Origin of the sequence: Rhodococcus sp. NPDC058532 (assembly GCF_042719255.1) — a bacterium.
Classification (GTDB): Bacteria; Actinomycetota; Actinomycetes; order Mycobacteriales; family Mycobacteriaceae; genus Rhodococcus_G.
In genome coordinates, this window is record NZ_JBHXNU010000005.1 from 108,689 (window position 1) to 123,694 (window position 15,006).

The 15,006-nt window shown below is 70.8% G+C and carries 14 protein-coding genes; 3 read left to right on the forward strand and 11 right to left on the reverse strand.

Annotated features, from left to right (window positions below; genetic code table 11):
* Positions 1-27: 27 nt before the first annotated feature.
* Genes ACFWQG_RS08415 through ACFWQG_RS08430 form a run of 4 tightly spaced genes read right to left on the reverse strand, consistent with a single transcriptional unit; the run spans position 28 to position 4,117 of the window.
* Positions 28-429, reverse strand: a complete 402-nt coding sequence (locus ACFWQG_RS08415) for a YchJ family protein (RefSeq protein ID WP_378507140.1) — start codon at positions 427-429, stop codon at positions 28-30.
* Positions 426-1,811: a metallopeptidase TldD-related protein gene (locus tag ACFWQG_RS08420; RefSeq protein ID WP_378507141.1), complete on the reverse strand. Its 1,386-nt coding sequence runs from the start codon at positions 1,809-1,811 to the stop codon at positions 426-428. Before ACFWQG_RS08420 ends, ACFWQG_RS08415 begins: the two co-directional genes overlap by 4 nt.
* Positions 1,808-3,322: a TldD/PmbA family protein gene (locus ACFWQG_RS08425; RefSeq protein ID WP_378507142.1), complete on the reverse strand. Its 1,515-nt coding sequence runs from the start codon at positions 3,320-3,322 to the stop codon at positions 1,808-1,810. Before ACFWQG_RS08425 ends, ACFWQG_RS08420 begins: the two co-directional genes overlap by 4 nt.
* Before the next feature lie 21 nt (positions 3,323-3,343).
* Entirely contained in the window at positions 3,344-4,117 is a 774-nt protein-coding gene (locus ACFWQG_RS08430) for a TSUP family transporter (RefSeq protein WP_378507143.1), read from the reverse strand.
* Between the two features lie 234 nt (positions 4,118-4,351).
* On the opposite strand from ACFWQG_RS08430, the gene ACFWQG_RS08435 reads away from it, so the two are divergent.
* Complete coding sequence (locus ACFWQG_RS08435; RefSeq protein WP_378507144.1) at positions 4,352-6,379, forward strand: TerD family protein; 2,028 nt, start codon at positions 4,352-4,354, stop codon at positions 6,377-6,379.
* A 13-nt stretch (positions 6,380-6,392) separates the two neighbouring features.
* Here ACFWQG_RS08435 and ACFWQG_RS08440 read toward each other — a convergent pair whose 3' ends face one another.
* On the reverse strand, positions 6,393-6,980 hold the full coding sequence (locus ACFWQG_RS08440) for a dihydrofolate reductase family protein (RefSeq protein WP_378507145.1): 588 nt from the start codon (positions 6,978-6,980) through the stop codon (positions 6,393-6,395).
* A 148-nt stretch (positions 6,981-7,128) separates the two neighbouring features.
* Between ACFWQG_RS08440 and ACFWQG_RS08445 the strand changes: the two genes are divergently transcribed.
* On the forward strand, positions 7,129-8,181 hold the full coding sequence (locus ACFWQG_RS08445) for an alpha/beta hydrolase (protein WP_378507146.1): 1,053 nt from the start codon (positions 7,129-7,131) through the stop codon (positions 8,179-8,181).
* Here the strand turns inward: ACFWQG_RS08445 and ACFWQG_RS08450 are convergent.
* The 6 genes from ACFWQG_RS08450 to ACFWQG_RS08475 all read right to left on the reverse strand — a co-directional run bounded on the left by ACFWQG_RS08450 (position 8,140) and on the right by ACFWQG_RS08475 (position 13,813).
* Entirely contained in the window at positions 8,140-9,555 is a 1,416-nt protein-coding gene (locus tag ACFWQG_RS08450) for a sensor histidine kinase (protein WP_378507147.1), read from the reverse strand. The two genes, ACFWQG_RS08445 and ACFWQG_RS08450, sit on opposite strands and share 42 nt — an antisense overlap.
* Positions 9,552-10,247: a response regulator transcription factor gene (locus ACFWQG_RS08455; RefSeq protein WP_378507148.1), complete on the reverse strand. Its 696-nt coding sequence runs from the start codon at positions 10,245-10,247 to the stop codon at positions 9,552-9,554. Before ACFWQG_RS08455 ends, ACFWQG_RS08450 begins: the two co-directional genes overlap by 4 nt.
* A 37-nt stretch (positions 10,248-10,284) precedes the next feature.
* Positions 10,285-10,584 (reverse strand): hypothetical protein, encoded by a 300-nt coding sequence (locus ACFWQG_RS08460; RefSeq protein ID WP_378507149.1) that lies wholly within the window; start codon positions 10,582-10,584, stop codon positions 10,285-10,287.
* 139 nt (positions 10,585-10,723) lie between these two features.
* Complete coding sequence (locus ACFWQG_RS08465) at positions 10,724-11,788, reverse strand: integrase (RefSeq protein WP_378507281.1); 1,065 nt, start codon at positions 11,786-11,788, stop codon at positions 10,724-10,726.
* A gap of 197 nt (positions 11,789-11,985) precedes the next feature.
* Positions 11,986-13,137, reverse strand: coding sequence for a sensor histidine kinase (locus tag ACFWQG_RS08470; RefSeq protein ID WP_378507150.1), 1,152 nt, complete (start codon positions 13,135-13,137; stop codon positions 11,986-11,988).
* Between the two features lie 4 nt (positions 13,138-13,141).
* Complete coding sequence (locus ACFWQG_RS08475; RefSeq protein WP_378507282.1) at positions 13,142-13,813, reverse strand: response regulator transcription factor; 672 nt, start codon at positions 13,811-13,813, stop codon at positions 13,142-13,144.
* A 103-nt stretch (positions 13,814-13,916) separates the two neighbouring features.
* Here ACFWQG_RS08475 and ACFWQG_RS08480 point away from each other — a divergent pair, with 103 nt between their 5' ends.
* Positions 13,917-15,002, forward strand: coding sequence for a heparan-alpha-glucosaminide N-acetyltransferase domain-containing protein (locus ACFWQG_RS08480; protein WP_378507151.1), 1,086 nt, complete (start codon positions 13,917-13,919; stop codon positions 15,000-15,002).
* Positions 15,003-15,006 lie beyond the last annotated feature (4 nt).

Sequence of the window (15,006 nt, forward strand, 5' to 3'; positions counted from 1 at the left end):
CCGTGTCGAACGACAGCGTGCCCGCCGTCACGCCAACGCGTCGACGTACCACCACTTCCCATGCTCGCGGACGAACCGGCTGTGCTCGTGGAGGGACTCCCGCGCCCGCCCGTACCGGTAGTGCGCCTCAAACTCGACGGTGCCCGCGGAGTCGAGGGGGCCACCCCCGGACCTGCCGAGGATGTCGAGGCGCAGCCACCGCTGCTCGCCGTCGAGGTCGAGCGATGCGGGACGGGTGCTCGGATGCCAGGTGCGCAGCAGATAGTCGGCGTCCCCGACCGCGAACGCGGAATACCGGGACCGCATCAGCGTTTCCGCGGTCGGCGCGTCGACCCCGCCGCGGTGGTAGCGACGGCAGCAGTTCCCGTAGGTCTCGCCGCTCAGGCACGGGCAGCGGGCGTCGTCGGCGAGCCGGATCTCGATACTCACTGCGCGGCACTCACCGAGGACATGTGGAAGTCCGGGATCCGCAGCGGCGGCATCGCGGTGCGGGTGAACCAGTCCTTCCACTCCCGCGGCAGCGTCGCCTCGGTTGCGCCCGCCTCGGTGACCCGCCGCAGCAGGTCGAGGGGGCTCTCGTTGAACCGGAAGTTGTTCACCGCGCCGGTCACCCGCCCGTCCTCGACGAGGTACACCCCGTCGCGGGTCAGGCCGGTCAGCAGCAGGGTCGCCGGGTCCACCTCGCGGATGTACCAGAGGGTGGTCAGGAGCAGGCCGCGCTCGGTGCCGGCGATCATCGCGTCGATCGTCGCGTCGGAGCCGCCGGTCAGCAGCAGGTTCTCGCCGGGCACCGCGACCGGCGCACCGAACTCGCGGGCCGCGTGCCGCGGATAGGCGAGCGCGGTGATCGTCCCGTCCCGGATCCAGTCGACCCGCCCGGCATCCATGCCGTTGTCGAACACCGACACCGACTCACTCGATCCGGCCGCCGTGACGAACGGTGTGTACTCGAGTCCGGGGGAGTGCGGGTCCGAGAACAGGGTCAGCGGCAGCCCGGTCAGGCGTTCCCCGACCCGGGTGCCGCCGGCCCGGGACAGGGCGGTGTGCCCCTCCTGCGCGCCGCGCCCCTCCATCGTCCACATCAGGTAGATCATCAGGTCCGCGACCGCGGACGGCGGAAGCAGCGTCTCGTAGCGTCCGGCGGGCAGGTCCACGGTGCTGCCCGCCCAGTCGAGGCGGGTGCTCAACTGCGCCAACAGGTTCGGCACGTCGATGTCGGTGAAGTCGACGGTGCCCGCCCCGACCCAGGCGCTGGCGTCGCCGCGTTTGCCGTTGATCTCCACCGACCCGGTCGGCTGCGTGAACCGGCGCCGCAGCCCGGTGGTGGTGCCCAGCCAGGTGGAGTGCAGCTGGTGGTGCGCGAAGCCGTACAGGCGGTCGGCCGCATCGGATCCGGCTGTCCCGCGGTCGAATCCCGCGGCCAACGCGTCCGCGAGCCCACCGAACACCTCGACCCCGGTGACGGCAGGTCCGTCGGCCCAGCCGGGGTCGGGGGTGCCGGACGGGCCGATCAGGTCCATCGCGTCCTCGGCCGGCCGGGCCGTGCGGGCGGCCTCCTCCGCGGACCGCACGACCGCTGCGACGGCGTCGGCGTCGACGCTGGACGAGGTGACGGACCCGACGCGGGCCGTGCCGCCGTCGCGGACGATCGCGACGACGGTCCAGCTGCGGAAGCGTGCGTCCCCGTTGGTGGTCATCGAACTGCCCGCCCACCGCAGCGAGGTTTCGGCGGCGTCGGTGACGAGGACGATCGCCTCGTCGACGGTGACCAGGGCCAACGCCTGCTCGATCAGCTCCTGTGCGGCGATCACTGGCCCCCCTCGGTTCGGGTGTTGAGCACGTTGACGCCGCGGAACAGCGCGGCCGGGCAGCCGTGGCTGACGGCGGCCACCTGTCCGGGCTGCGCCTTGCCGCAGTTGAAGGCGCCGCCGAGCCGCCACGTCGACGGCCCGCCGACCGCCTCCATCGACCCCCAGAAGTCGGTGGTCGTCGCCTGGTAGGCGACGTCGCGCAGCTGCCCGTCCAGCCTGCCGTCACGGATCCGGTAGAACCGCTGGCCGGTGAACTGGAAGTTGTAGCGCTGCATGTCGATCGACCAGCTCTTGTCGCCGACGACGTAGATGCCGTCCTCGACGCGGGCGATCAGATCCGCGGTGCTGGTGTCCCGGTCGGGGTCGGGTCGCAGCGACACGTTCGCCATCCGCTGGATCGGCACGTGATGCGGGGAGTCGGCGTAGGAGCAGCCGTTGGACCGGGACAACCCGAGCCGCGGCGCGAACACCCGGTCCAGCTGGTAGCCGACGAGGACACCGTCCCGGACCAGGTCCCAACGCTGCCCGGCCACACCGTCGTCGTCGTAGCCGACGGTGGCCAGCCCGTGCGCCTCGGTGCGGTCCGCGGTCACCTGCATCACCGGGGTTCCGTACCGCAGCGTGCCGAGCAGGTCGGGGGTCGCGAAGGAGGTGCCCGCGTAGGCGGCCTCGTAGCCGATTGCCCGGTCGTATTCGGTGGCGTGCCCGATGGATTCGTGGATGGTCAGCCACAGGTTGCTGGGGTCGATCACCAGGTCCGTCGGCCCCGCCGTCACGGTCGGCGCCGTCACCTTCTCCGCCAGCCACTCCGGGATCCGGGCGAGCTCGTCGTCCCAGTCCCAGCCGGTGCCGGTGAGGGCCTCCCACCCGCGGCCGACCGGGGGAGCGAGGGTGCGCATCGTCTCGAAGCTACCCGCCGCCGCGTCGACCGCGGTCGCCTCCAGTTCCGGGTGCAGCCGCACCCGCTGCTGCGTGATCCGCGAGCCGGCCAGGTCCGCGTAGTAGGTCTGCTCCTTGACCTGCAACACGCTGGCGGTGACGTGGTCGACGCCCGCGGCGGCGGACAGTCGCCCCGAGTAGTCGGCCAGCAGGGCCACCTTGTCGGCGGTCGGCACCGCGAACGGGTCGACGTCGTACTCCGACACCCACACGGCGTCCCGGTACACCGGTTCGTCTGCGAGGTCGACGGGGTCCCGGTTCAGGGATCGCAGCGCCAGCGCGACCTCCACCGCCCGCCTCGCCGTCCGGGCCGCGGTGTCCGCGGTGAGCTCGGCGTGCGACGCGAAACCCCAGGTGCCGTCGATGATCACGCGGACCGCCAGCCCGAGTTCGTCCGCGTCGGACACCGACTGAACGGCGCCGTCGCGCAGCCGGATCGACTGGGTGCGCAGCCGATGCACCCGCAGGTCGGCGTGGGTGGCGCCCGCGGCCCGCGCCGCCGTCAGCGCCGCGTCGGTGAGTGCCGACAACGGCAGGGTGAGGAAGTCCGGATCGACGTCGTGTGCGGCCACCCGGTCAACCTATCCGAACTCTCACCCGAACTGCTGCCACCCGAGCCGGACCACCATCACCACCACGACGACGAGCAGCACGATCCGGATGAACCCCGCGCCCCGCGCCAGCGCGGTGCGGGCACCGAGGACCGCACCGATCACGTTGCATACCGCCATCGCAAGGCCGAGCGCCCACCACACGTGGCCGGTGGCCGCGAAGTAGGCGAGCGCACCGACATTCGAGCCGAGGTTGATCACCTTCGCCATCGCGGCGCTGCGCACGAATTCGGTGCCGAGCAGCACCGCGAACGTGATGATCAGGAACGTGCCGGTCCCGGGGCCGAACAGTCCGTCGTAGAAGCCGAGAGCGCCCGCGGCGACGAGGACGGTGGTGACGATCCTCGGCCGGGACGGCCGGTGCCGGGCGAGGGTGGTGCCCACGGTAGGGCGTACGGTGACGAACACCGCCACCGCGATCAGCAACCCCATGATGATCGGGATGAACAGGTCCTTGTCGATCAGGGACACGGTCGCCGCCCCCGCCGCGGACAGCGCCGCGGCGAGCAGTGCGGCAGGCACCATCAGCCGCCATTCGAGGCGAACCTTCCGCGCGAAGGTGACGACGGCGGCGGCGGTGCCGTTGACGGCGGTCAACTTGTTGGTGGCCAACGCTTCCTGCGGCGACATCTGCGGCATCGTCAGCAGGATCACCGGCAGCAGGATCAGCCCTCCGCCCCCGACCACGGCGTCCACCCAGCCCGCCGCGAGCGCGGCAGCCATCAGGACACCCCAGTCGGTCCACACCACGAACATGACCCAACCACATGGCAGACGTATTGCCCCGCGGGTGTCGGCCTCGTCTTCATGTTCGGGCCGTCCGGGAGCGGCCGAAGAAGTCGTTTTCGCCTGTCCGCCTGTGTCGTTCACCTGAAGGACAGGTCATGACCGGGGTCCGTACCCAACTAGGATGCCGTCTGACGCGCCGGTCGCCGCAGCCGTGGTCGGCCGTGCATGCGACTACGTCTCCAAGTCAAACAAAGGTGTCCGATGACGATTCCGATGCTGTCCAAGGGGCAGAACTTGCCCCTCCCGACCGACGTGGTGCAGGTCGACGTGGTCATCGGCTGGACCGAGTCGGAGATCGACGTGGATGCGTCGGCGTTGCTGCTCAACACAGATGGCAAGGTTCGGTCGGATGACGATTTCGTCTTCTACAACCAGCCGGAATCCGCCGACGGGTCGATCAGGTTCCTCGGCACGGGTGCGACCGAGGACGGCGCTCAGGCCCGCATCGCGATCGATCTGCCCGCCATTGCCGATGACGTGTGCACCGTGGCACTCGTCGGTAGCGTCGGCACCGGAAGCTTCGGTGACCTCGGCAAACTCACCCTCCGACTGGTCGACGGAACGGGACACTCGCTCGCGGAGTACGTCACGGCCGACGCCACCACCGAGTCCGCATTCGTCTTCGGCGAGGTGTATCGACGTGGCACTGAGTGGAAGGTGCGGGCGGTCGGCCAGGGCTGGGAATCGGGGCTGCCCGGACTCGCCGCGGATTTCGGCGTGGACATCGACGACGACGCGGACCCTCACCCCACTGACGCCCTCGAAACCGACTCTGCCGACGCGGAACCCGCGTCGGCAGGTAGCGGTTCCTCCGGCCGGGTCCCGCAGGATCCGCCCACACCCACCACGGACCGATCGGCGAAAGCGAGCCGGCGCGGCGTGCGGACCGCGAAGCGGGTGGTGAAGAAGTCGAAACCGATCGAGTTCACGCTTGCCGAGCACGACACCTGGCAGCCAGCGCGGCTGTTCTCGGTCATCGGAGTCGGCGCCGGGGAGGAGCAGGAACGCCGCGCGACATCGGCCCTGATGGCCACCATGCAGGCAGTGCGTCCCTTCGCGCGCGCACTGTGTGCACGGATGGGCGCGCCTGCTGGCAATTTCGAAGGCTACGTCGAGGTTCAGTACGAACGGGGGGAGACGAAAGTGATCCCCGACGCCGTCCTCAAGGTCGCCCGCGGAACCCGTCAATGGACCGGGCTGCTCGAGGTCAAAACCGGCAACGGCAAGCTCAAACGAGAGCAGCTTGAAAGCTACCTCGACGTGGCCCGCAGGAAGAAGTACGACGTGGTCGTCAGCCTGTCGAATGACGTCCCCGCCAGTGCCGGAGAACTCCCCGTCGAGGTCGACCGGCGCAAGCTGGCCAAGGTTGCCCTCCGACATCTGTCGTGGGCCGAAGTGGCGCACGAGGCACGGATGCTCCTCTCACACGGAGACATCGATAATGCACTCCATGCCTGGATTTTGAGCGAGTTCCTCCGGTATCTCGATCACCCTCGGTCCGGTGCGACCGAGTTCGTCGACATGGGTCGTCACTGGGTCACCATCCGTGACGCGGTGACGGCAGGAACCCTCCGCTCAGGCGATCAGAAGGCGCTGACGGTGGCCGAGTCGTGGGTGGCCCTGTCGCGGCACCTCGCCCTGCGGATGACCGCTGAACTCGGTGTCACCGTCAAGCACATCGTTGCTCGTCGATACAACAACGATCCTGCGGCACGAAACGCGTCTGTCGTGGATCGGTTGGCGGGCGATGGAGTATTCGAGGCCGTGCTCCGAATCCCCGAGACCGCTGGCGATCTCACCGTGATCGCGGATGTCCGTACCAGCAAGATCCGCTGCCGCACCACGGTGGACGCCCCGAATGAAGGAACGTCGAGCCGCAGGGTGGCGTGGCTTCTGAAGCAGTTGAAGGACGTTCCCGGCGATGTCCAGGTCGAAGCGGTGTTCTCCGAACGCGGCAACGAGACATGCGAATACCTGGATGTGGTGCGCGGGAATCCGAAGGTTCTGACCGACAATCGGTCCGGCGACATCGTGTCTTTCAGTCTCGAACAGACCTTCCCGATGAGTGGGCGGCGCACGGGAACCGCGGCGAACTTCGTCACGAGCGTCACTTCATCGACCGACGCCTTCTATGGAGGGGTGGTCCAGAAGCTGCGCGAGTGGGTGCCCGCCGCACCGAAGCAAACCCAGCCTGCGGCTCCCGAGGCGGCCGACGAACAACCCTCGTAGGCCGTCAGGACACCTAGCGGCGCACGGGATACCGCAGGTGCAGGGCGCGGCGTCCCTGAATCACGAACGGATCCTCGAGCAGTTGATGGCCGCGGGCCAGGGCCGCGAAATAGGGGATGCCCTCGCCGAACAGCACCGGAACGATGCTGACGCACACCTCGTCTACCAGGCCGAGGTCGAGTGCCTGCTGCGTGATCGCGGCGCTCGCGATGGTGACGTCCCTGCCGCCCGCGATCTCCCTGGCACGGGCGACCGCGGCGGCGACACCGTCAACGAAGGTCGTTGTCGGCCAGGCCGTTGCAGCGTCCTCCGGCGCACGATGGGTGACCACCACGACCGGGGCGCCCGCCGGGTGGGTGCCGCCCCAGCCGTGCGCGATGTCGAACAGGCGTCGGCCCGCGACGAGTGCTCCGCAGTTCTCGGTCAACTCGCGCAGCGCCTGAGCGCCCGCATCGTCGACCCGAAACGAGACGGTCTCGTTCGGGTTCGGCACGGTCACCTCGCCGCCCTCGTACCACTCGAACAGTTCCCCGACCTCGTCGTCCGGGTTCGCGACGAACCCGTCGAGTGACATCGTCATGTGACTGAACACCTTGCCCATCGTGGACCTCCTTCTGTGTGTGCTGACCTCCGTACCGACCGTCCCCGACCGTGGAACTCATCGGCCGCGCGAAACGGGTGCGCAGGTCCGGGGACAGATCAGGGTTGGCCCCGATGTGGGGACGGGCCAACTTCCCTAGCGTCGAGGCATGGTTGATCGACAACGCGGAAACAAGCTCGGAGCAGGCCTGGCCGGCCTGCTGCTGACGGCATCACTGGTGGCCGGGTGCGGGACGGACACCGGACACCCTGCACCGACGCCCGCCGCGGGTGCGTCGGGTGCCGCGGTGACCGAGCAACAGCAGATCGGTGATCGGGTGGTCGACCTCACCGTCGACTCGCCCGCGCTCGGCGGCCCGGCCCAGGTCCGCCTGCTCACCCCGGACGGGTGGGGTGAACGGGCGCCCGGCCGCACCTGGCCGGTGCTTTACCTGCTGCCCGGTGGCGACGGCGATCACCTGAGCTGGACCAGCGACAGCAACATCGCGACCCTTCCGGAACTGCGGGACGTCCTGGTGGTGGTGCCGGGCATGCCGATGTTCGGTTTCTACAGCGACCGGTACAACCAGGGGCGCGGCGGGCCGCCCGCGGTGCGGTCATTCCATCTCGACGAGTTGGTCCCGCTGCTCGAACGCGACTACGGGGCCGGACAGGACCGGGTGATCGCCGGCCTGTCGCAGGGCGGATACGGTGCGCTGGTGTATGCGGCGCAGCGGCCGGGGATGTTCCGGGCCGCCGCGAGCTACAGCGGATGGTTGGCCCCGCTGCGGCGTGCCGAGGTGGTGCTGGCCGCGGCCCGGTTCGTCGGCGTCGACGACCGCGGCCTCTGGGGTGATCCGGTGCGCGACCGCGCGGTGTGGGAGGCGAACGACGTCTACCACCTTGCCGAGGCGCTGACCGGGCTGCCGGTGTATCTGTCCAGCGGTGACGGCACCGTCGGCGATCTGGACCCGCCCGGCACGGCAGCGGAAACGCTGTTTCCCGAGCTCGACCGGTTGGCCGCGGAGTTCCCGCCCGGCGTGGTGGACCTGACCGAGGCGGTGATGCACGAGAGCAGTCGCGCCGTTGCGGATCGGCTGCGCGCGCTTGGCGCCGAGCCGGTCACCCATTTCACGGCGGGAACGCACAGCCCGCCGTACTGGGAACGGGAACTGCACCGTTCACTGCCGATGCTGTTGGCGGCGTTGCATTCGGGCGGGTGACCCGGCCTCGGCGCGGCGTCCGGATCCCGCGGGCGGGCGGGGCAGCCGAAGCACCAACCGGACACCGCCGAGCGGACTGTCCTCGAACCATGCGGTGCCCCCGTGCAACTGGGCCTGCTGACGGATCAACGCCAGACCGAGACCCGATCCGGCTGGCGCCGCGCCGCTGCCGCGCCGAAACCGCTCGAACAGCGCCTCGCGCTCGCCCACGGGCACCCCAGCACCGTCGTCGGTCACCGCGATGTACACCGCGTCCCACCCGTCCCTGGCACCGATCTCGATCACCCGGGCCCCACCGTGCCGGACCGCATTGGTGACGGCGTTGTCCACCGCGAGCCGCAGCCCGGCGGGCAGCCCGACGACCGCGAGCGCGGACGGCACATCGAGCCGGATGTCGACCCCCGGGTGGGCGCGGCCCGCGTCCTGCGCGGCGCGGTCCAACAGTTCGGCCAGATCGACCGGCTCGAAGTCGGCTCCCGACGTCAGGTCACCGGCCGCGAGCCGTTCCAGCGCGCCGAGGGTGCCCTCCGCGCGCCGCTGGGTGCGCAGCGTGTCGGCCAGAATCTCGTCGCGGGTGTCGGCTGGCAGGTCCATCGTCGTCGCGACCTCGAGGTTCGTGCGCATCGCGGTCAGCGGGGTGCGCAGTTCGTGCGCGGACGCGGCCGCGAAGTCGCGGGCCGTCTCCAGAGCCGACGCGGTGCGGGCCCGCTCGTCCGCGTTGGCGGCGAGCAGCTGCCGCAGCGCCGCGGCCAGCTCTTCCGCTTCCCGCGCCCCCGACCCCTGCGGCGGCGGCGCCGCGGGGTCGGCACCGAGCCTCCGGGTCTGTTCGGCGAGCCTGCGCAGCGGCGCGACCGCGACCCCGGCGAACAGCCACCCGAGCCCGGCGGCAACGAGAACCGCCGCGACACCGATCGCCACCGTCCACCGGTGCAGACCGGTGATCGTCGCCCGGGCAGGCTCGGTCGGCGCGCCGACCGAGATCGTCGCGTCCAGCCCGCTGATCACCACGACGGTCCGCACCCGATACGGCGTCCCGTCCACGGTGGCGTCGCTCCAGCCTTCGGGGGACGGGGGGAGGGTCGCGGCGGTCGTCGACAGCACGATCCCGCCCGCGCGCACCGTCCCCGCATAGTCCGGGGGCAGCGGCAGCGGGCCCTGCAGCACGCGCAGGCTGGTCAGGTTGGCGGCCGTCACCTGGGCGACGGAGTCGAGTTTCGCGTCGAGCTGCGCGGTGACCTGCCGTTCGATCCCGATCCAGGCGACCGCGCCGAGCAGCAGCACGACCACCGCGGTCCCGAGCGCCGCCGCCGCGGTCACCCGCGCCCGCAGCGACACCGGCCCCCGGCGCCCGGTCCCCGCCCGCGGCGTGGTCATGGGTCCCGGAGGACGAAGCCGACGCCGCGAACGGTGTGCAGCACCCGGGGTGCGCCGTCGGCCTCCAGCTTGCGTCGCAGGTAGCTGACGAACACGTCCACCACGTTCGTCTCCGTCTCGAAGTCGTACCCCCACACCGATTCGAGCAGCCCCTCGCGGGTGAGCACGATGCCGCGGTTCTCGGCGAACGCCGAGAGCAGGTCGAACTCCCGCTTGGTCAGGTGCACCGCCCGGCCGGCGACACCGACGCGGCGGCCGGGCAGGTCGACGGTGACCGGTCCGACGCGGACCGTCCCGGCCTGCGTCTGCGCGGTCGGATCAGGCCTGCGGCGCAGCAGGGCGCGGATCCGCGCGACCAGTTCACCGAACTCGTACGGTTTCACCATGTAGTCGTCCGCGCCCGCCTCGAGGCCCGCGATCCGGTCGCCGACCGCGCTCCGCGCGGACAGCACGCATACCGGCACGTCGTTGTTCAACGCCCGCAGGGCGGTCACCACCCCCACCCCGTCGAGGACGGGCAGGCTCAGGTCCAGCACGATCAGGTCCGGATCGTGCTCGTTGACGGCACGCAGGGCGGCCGCCCCGTCCTCCGCGGTGACGGTCTCGAACCCAGACAGTTCGAGACCGCGCCGCAGCGCGGTCAGGACGTCGGTGTCGTCCTCGACGATCAGTACCCGGTGGACAGCGACCACTCCCTCATCTTGCCGGGTGACGCCGGTTGCCGCCGGGTCATGCCGCCTCGCCCGCCGCTCCCCGGCTCAGCAGGGACTCCATCGCGGCGGCCCAGGCTCGGTAGTCCTCGGTCCACTGCTGTGCCGGTTCGGTCGCGAACAGCAGGACATCGGCCTCGTCGTCGGGCGTTGCGCCGGGAAGGACGGACGCCATCCATCCGCGGCCGGGTTCGGTGACGAGGACCTCACCGCACTGCGGCTCGGCGGCGACGATCACGGCGAGGCCCCTGCTGCGCAGCTCGGCGGTCGTCGTTGTGATGCACCGCCGCTCCCGACCAGCCCTCCGAATGCTCGACATGACATCTCCCATCCTCGAAACATCCTGGTTCCCAGCGGGATTCGATTCCCGAAACCTCTATGCCCTCAAGGTTAGGTGGAGAGCGTGGGGGATTGATTGCCGGCGAATGAGAACTCCGTGAGAGTCGGGCGGCGGCCGGTCAGAGGCCGAGCGCGGTGACCGCGTTGCCGTGCAGGCCGGCGTGTTGCCGGGAGTAGAGGGCGATCATCCGCTGGTCGGTGTGCCCGCTCTGCGTCATGATCTGCTCGGCGGAGGCCGCATTGCGGACGGCCTGGGTGACGAACCCGGCCCGCAGGCTGTGCCCGCCGAGCATCGCGACAAACTCCTCCGCGTAGCCCGCCTGCCTGGCGCGGCGTTGGATCATCGACGCGATCGCCTGCCCCGACAGCGCGGTGGCGCCGAGCCCACCGGTGCGGTGCACCCGCCGGAACAGCGGCCGCGGCTCCGAGTCCGGGGATCCGGAGACCCCCCGGCACCGGTGCTCGGGGTGCCCGTCCTCCGGGCCGGACAGCAGCGCCGCGACCGCGGGCCTGCCCCCGCCGTCCCAGGCGTCGACGACCTCCCGCCACCGCCAGTACGCGCAGACCGGGCAGGTCACCGGCGAGGCCCCGTAGGGGAGGGTCACGGTGCGCCCGGCCGCGGCCTGGTCGGTCTTCGACCGGCGGATCGTCACGTAAAGCCCGTCTGCGCGGTGCGGTCGGGCGTCGGACACCAGCAGTCCGGCGAGTTCGGAGCGTCGCATCGCCCCGGTCAACCCGATCAGCAGCAACGCCGAATCCCGGCGTTCGGCAACCCGATCCGGCCACGCCGCCGCCGAGGCCCGGGTGCGCATCTGTTCGACGATCACCCGAACGTCGTCGGTCAGCAGCGGTTCCCGTCGTGCGGGTGGCGTTGCCCGGGTGCGGGCGATGCCGCGCAGGATCTCGCGGACGGCCGCGGCCTGCCCCGGCTTGGGGTGCCCGGCCAGCGAGTGGATCGTGTTGATCGATGCCACCCACCGCGTCATCGTCGACGGCGCGTATGCGGGACGCCCGTCCGGACGCACCTCCGCCGACTTCTCGGTGAGGAACCACCCGAGCAGGTCCGGGGTGGCCGGGAGCGGCCGCTGCCCGACCCGCTCGCACCAGCGGGTGAAGATCGTCCAGTCGCTGATCTGCGCGGCGCGGGTGTTCGCGGACACCGACTCGAACCGGAGCCGGTGCATCGCCGCCGCGACGTCCTCGGGGACCGGGGTCACCGGGGCGGGCAGGGCGCCCGCCCGCGCGGGCCACTCACCGACATCGCCCATCTCGTTCCTCTTCTCCGGTCCCGCCGCGGTTGCCACCTCCGTGACGATACGGTCCGCCGGGGACATCGTGGCGGCGCGTGCGTCCGCCGCGGCGGGGCGGGTCAGGGCGCAGGCTAGCGCGGCACCTGCAACAGCGCGGTCAAGCCACCGCCGGGATTCGCGGTGAGGGTCAACTCGCCGGCGTGCGCCCTGGCCACCGCCGCCACGAGCGCCAGCCCCAGCCCGTGGCCGCGGTCGTTCGTGCGGGCGCGGCCGCTGCCGCGCACGAACGGCTCGGTCAGCGTTGCCAGCAGCTCGGCCGGCACCGGTGGGCCGTCATTGCGCACCAGGATGCGTACCGCCGCCGCATCGACCTCGCACCCCAGTTGCACGGCACCGCCGGGCCTGTTGTGCCGAATCCCGTTGCGGAGCAGATTGATCACGGCCTGCCGCAGCAGCACCCGGTCGCCGTTCACCGTCGCAGGCCGCGACGGGGGCGGCGGTAGGGCAACCCCTACCGCGGCGGCCTCGGGCGCAACCACCGTCAGGCTGTCGCGCACGAGGGCGGTCACATCGACCTCCTCGCGTGTCAGCAGACCGGACTGCGACTTGGCCAACTCGAGCAGCGCGGTCACGGTGTCGGCGTTCGTCCGATTGATGTCCCGGATGCGTTCGGCGAGCGTCCGCAGTTCCGCCGCGGTGGCCCGCGGGTCCGCGAGCGCAACGTCGATCATCGTCTGTGTCGCGGCGAGCGGCGTGCGCAGCTCGTGCGACGCGTTCGCCGCGAAACGGCGGTGCGAGTCCATCGACTCGGCGAGAGCGGTCAGCATCCGATCGAACGTATCGGCCAGGTCGCGTAGCTCGTCACGCGGGCCGCTCAGCGCGAGCTGCTGGCTCAGATCGCCGGCGGCGGCGCGGGTCGCGGCCGCGTTCAACGCCGCCAGCGGAGCGAGCATCCGCCCCGCCACGTACCAGCCAACGGCCGCGGAGGCCAAGGCCAGGATGGCCAGCGTGACGATCGAGGTGACGAGCATGGTGTCCAGGAAGTTCGTCATCGCCGTGAGCGGGACATCCACCTCGAGAACGCCGTCGGGGGTCGCGGGCACCGCCAACTGAAAGTTGATCGACATGACGTACATGAATAGGTAGACGATCGCGATCAGCGCCGCGCCCACGGCCGTCACCAGAGCGGCATAGGTGAGGGTGAGCCGGGCGCGAATGGTCAACCGGCGGGCCCGGCCGATCGGCGTCTGCGGCGCGGCCGCGGCGAAACCATGGACATGCACGGCGTCAGTCCTCCTCTGCCGCCCCGAAACGGTAGCCAACGCCGACCACCGTCTGAATCACCCACGGTTTGCCGAGCCGCTTGCGCAAATGGGAGATGGTGACCCGCGGCGACGCCGTGAACGGATCGGCGTTCGCGTCCCACGCCTTCGCCAGCAGGGTCTCCGCCGACAGCACGTCACCGGCGGCCTTCATCAGGGTGTGCAGCACCGCAAACTCTTTGCGGCTCAGCCGCACCGGCTCACCATCGCGCCACACCTCGTGCCGCAGCGGATCCAGGCGCACCCCGTTGGCGTCCAGAATGGGTGCCCGCGCGGGCTGGCTGCGCCGCTCCAACGCGCGCAGGCGCACCACCAGCTCGGGAAACTCGAACGGCTTCACGAGATAGTCGTCGGCACCGATCTCGAAACCCTCGACACGTTCGGCCAGCGCGTGCGCGGCGGTCAGCATCAGGACACGGACCTCCGGGTGGGTGGCGGCGATGTGCCTGCAGACGTCGTCACCGTGCACCGTCGGCAGGTCGCGATCCAACACCACGACGTCGTAGTCGGTCAACGCGATCAGGTCGAGTGCCTCGGCGCCGTCGCCGCTGACGTCCACCGCCATCGACACACGTCGCAGGCCGGTGGCGATCGCCTGCGCCAGATAGGGCTCGTCTTCGACAACCAGGACGCGAATGGTGACTCCTCGATACGGTGGCCGCCCAGCTCGGCGGCTGCTGGTCGCAGCGGACGACGTCCTTTAACACTATGACAACACCGCCGTTCGTAGCGTTGTGCCCATGCTCGATACCCAGTCGTTCGCCGCCGCCGCGGCACAGTCACCGCCGACAGCCGGCGGCGGCGGTCGCGCGCGCATCGTGGCCGTCGATGTTGCGCGCGCCCTCGCCCTCATCGGCATGATCGTGTCCCATCTCATGCCGCCGGAGGGCGCGTGGGGGCGGCTATTCCTCGGATTCCCGTCGGCACTGTTCGCCGTGCTGTCGGGTGTCTCGCTGGCGATCATGGCCGACCGCGGCATCCGTTCGGGTGGTGACGAACTCGCAGGCAGCCGCCACGCCCTGATGGTTCGCGGCGTGCTGTTGATCGCGCTCCAACAACTGGTGGCCCCGGTGTCGGGCACGATCTTCGTGGTGCTGCAGACCATCGGCATCTGCTACATCGCGCTGGCCTGCGCGCCGCGGTGGCGCACCAGAACGCTTGCGGTGCTTGCGGCGTGGCTGGTCGCGGCCTCGGCCGTCCTCCACGCGGTGGCCAGTGTCACGGCGCTGCCCGTCCCTCTGCTGCCGCCGTACCCGGTGACCGTGTGGGCGGCGCTGACCGTGGCTGGCATCCTGACGTACCGCCATCTTCTCGGTTCCACCGCGGCGCAGGTGTGGACGCTCGTCGTCGGCGCCGCCATCGCGATCGCCGGTGCGGCACTGCGCAACGGTGCGATCGACTACGAGGCCACGCGGGCCGCCCGGGATCGCAACGGGCTCATCGGCGTTGCCCTCGTCGACCCAGCCCCGCACAGCGGGGGACTGCTCGATACCGTCACCGTCGCCGCCGGGGCGCTCGCGGCGCTGGCGCTGTGCCTGCTGGTGTGCCGCGGGCCGGTGAGCTGGACGCGGCCGCTGCAGGCGATGGGCTCGATGTCGCTCACGGTGTACGTGGCCCACCTCGTCTCCGCCGGACCGTTCTCGACCCCGAGCGCACCCGCATCGCTGCCGGTGCTGGGGTGGACCACCATCGTGGCGGCGCTTGCCGGTTCGACCCTGCTGTCGCTCTGGTTCCGGCAGGGGCCGTGCGAGTGGGTGATGGCGCGCTGCTGCGCGCGCGCCGCCGACCGCACGTTGCCGCCACGCCCCGCACTCGCGCGCGGATAGCGCG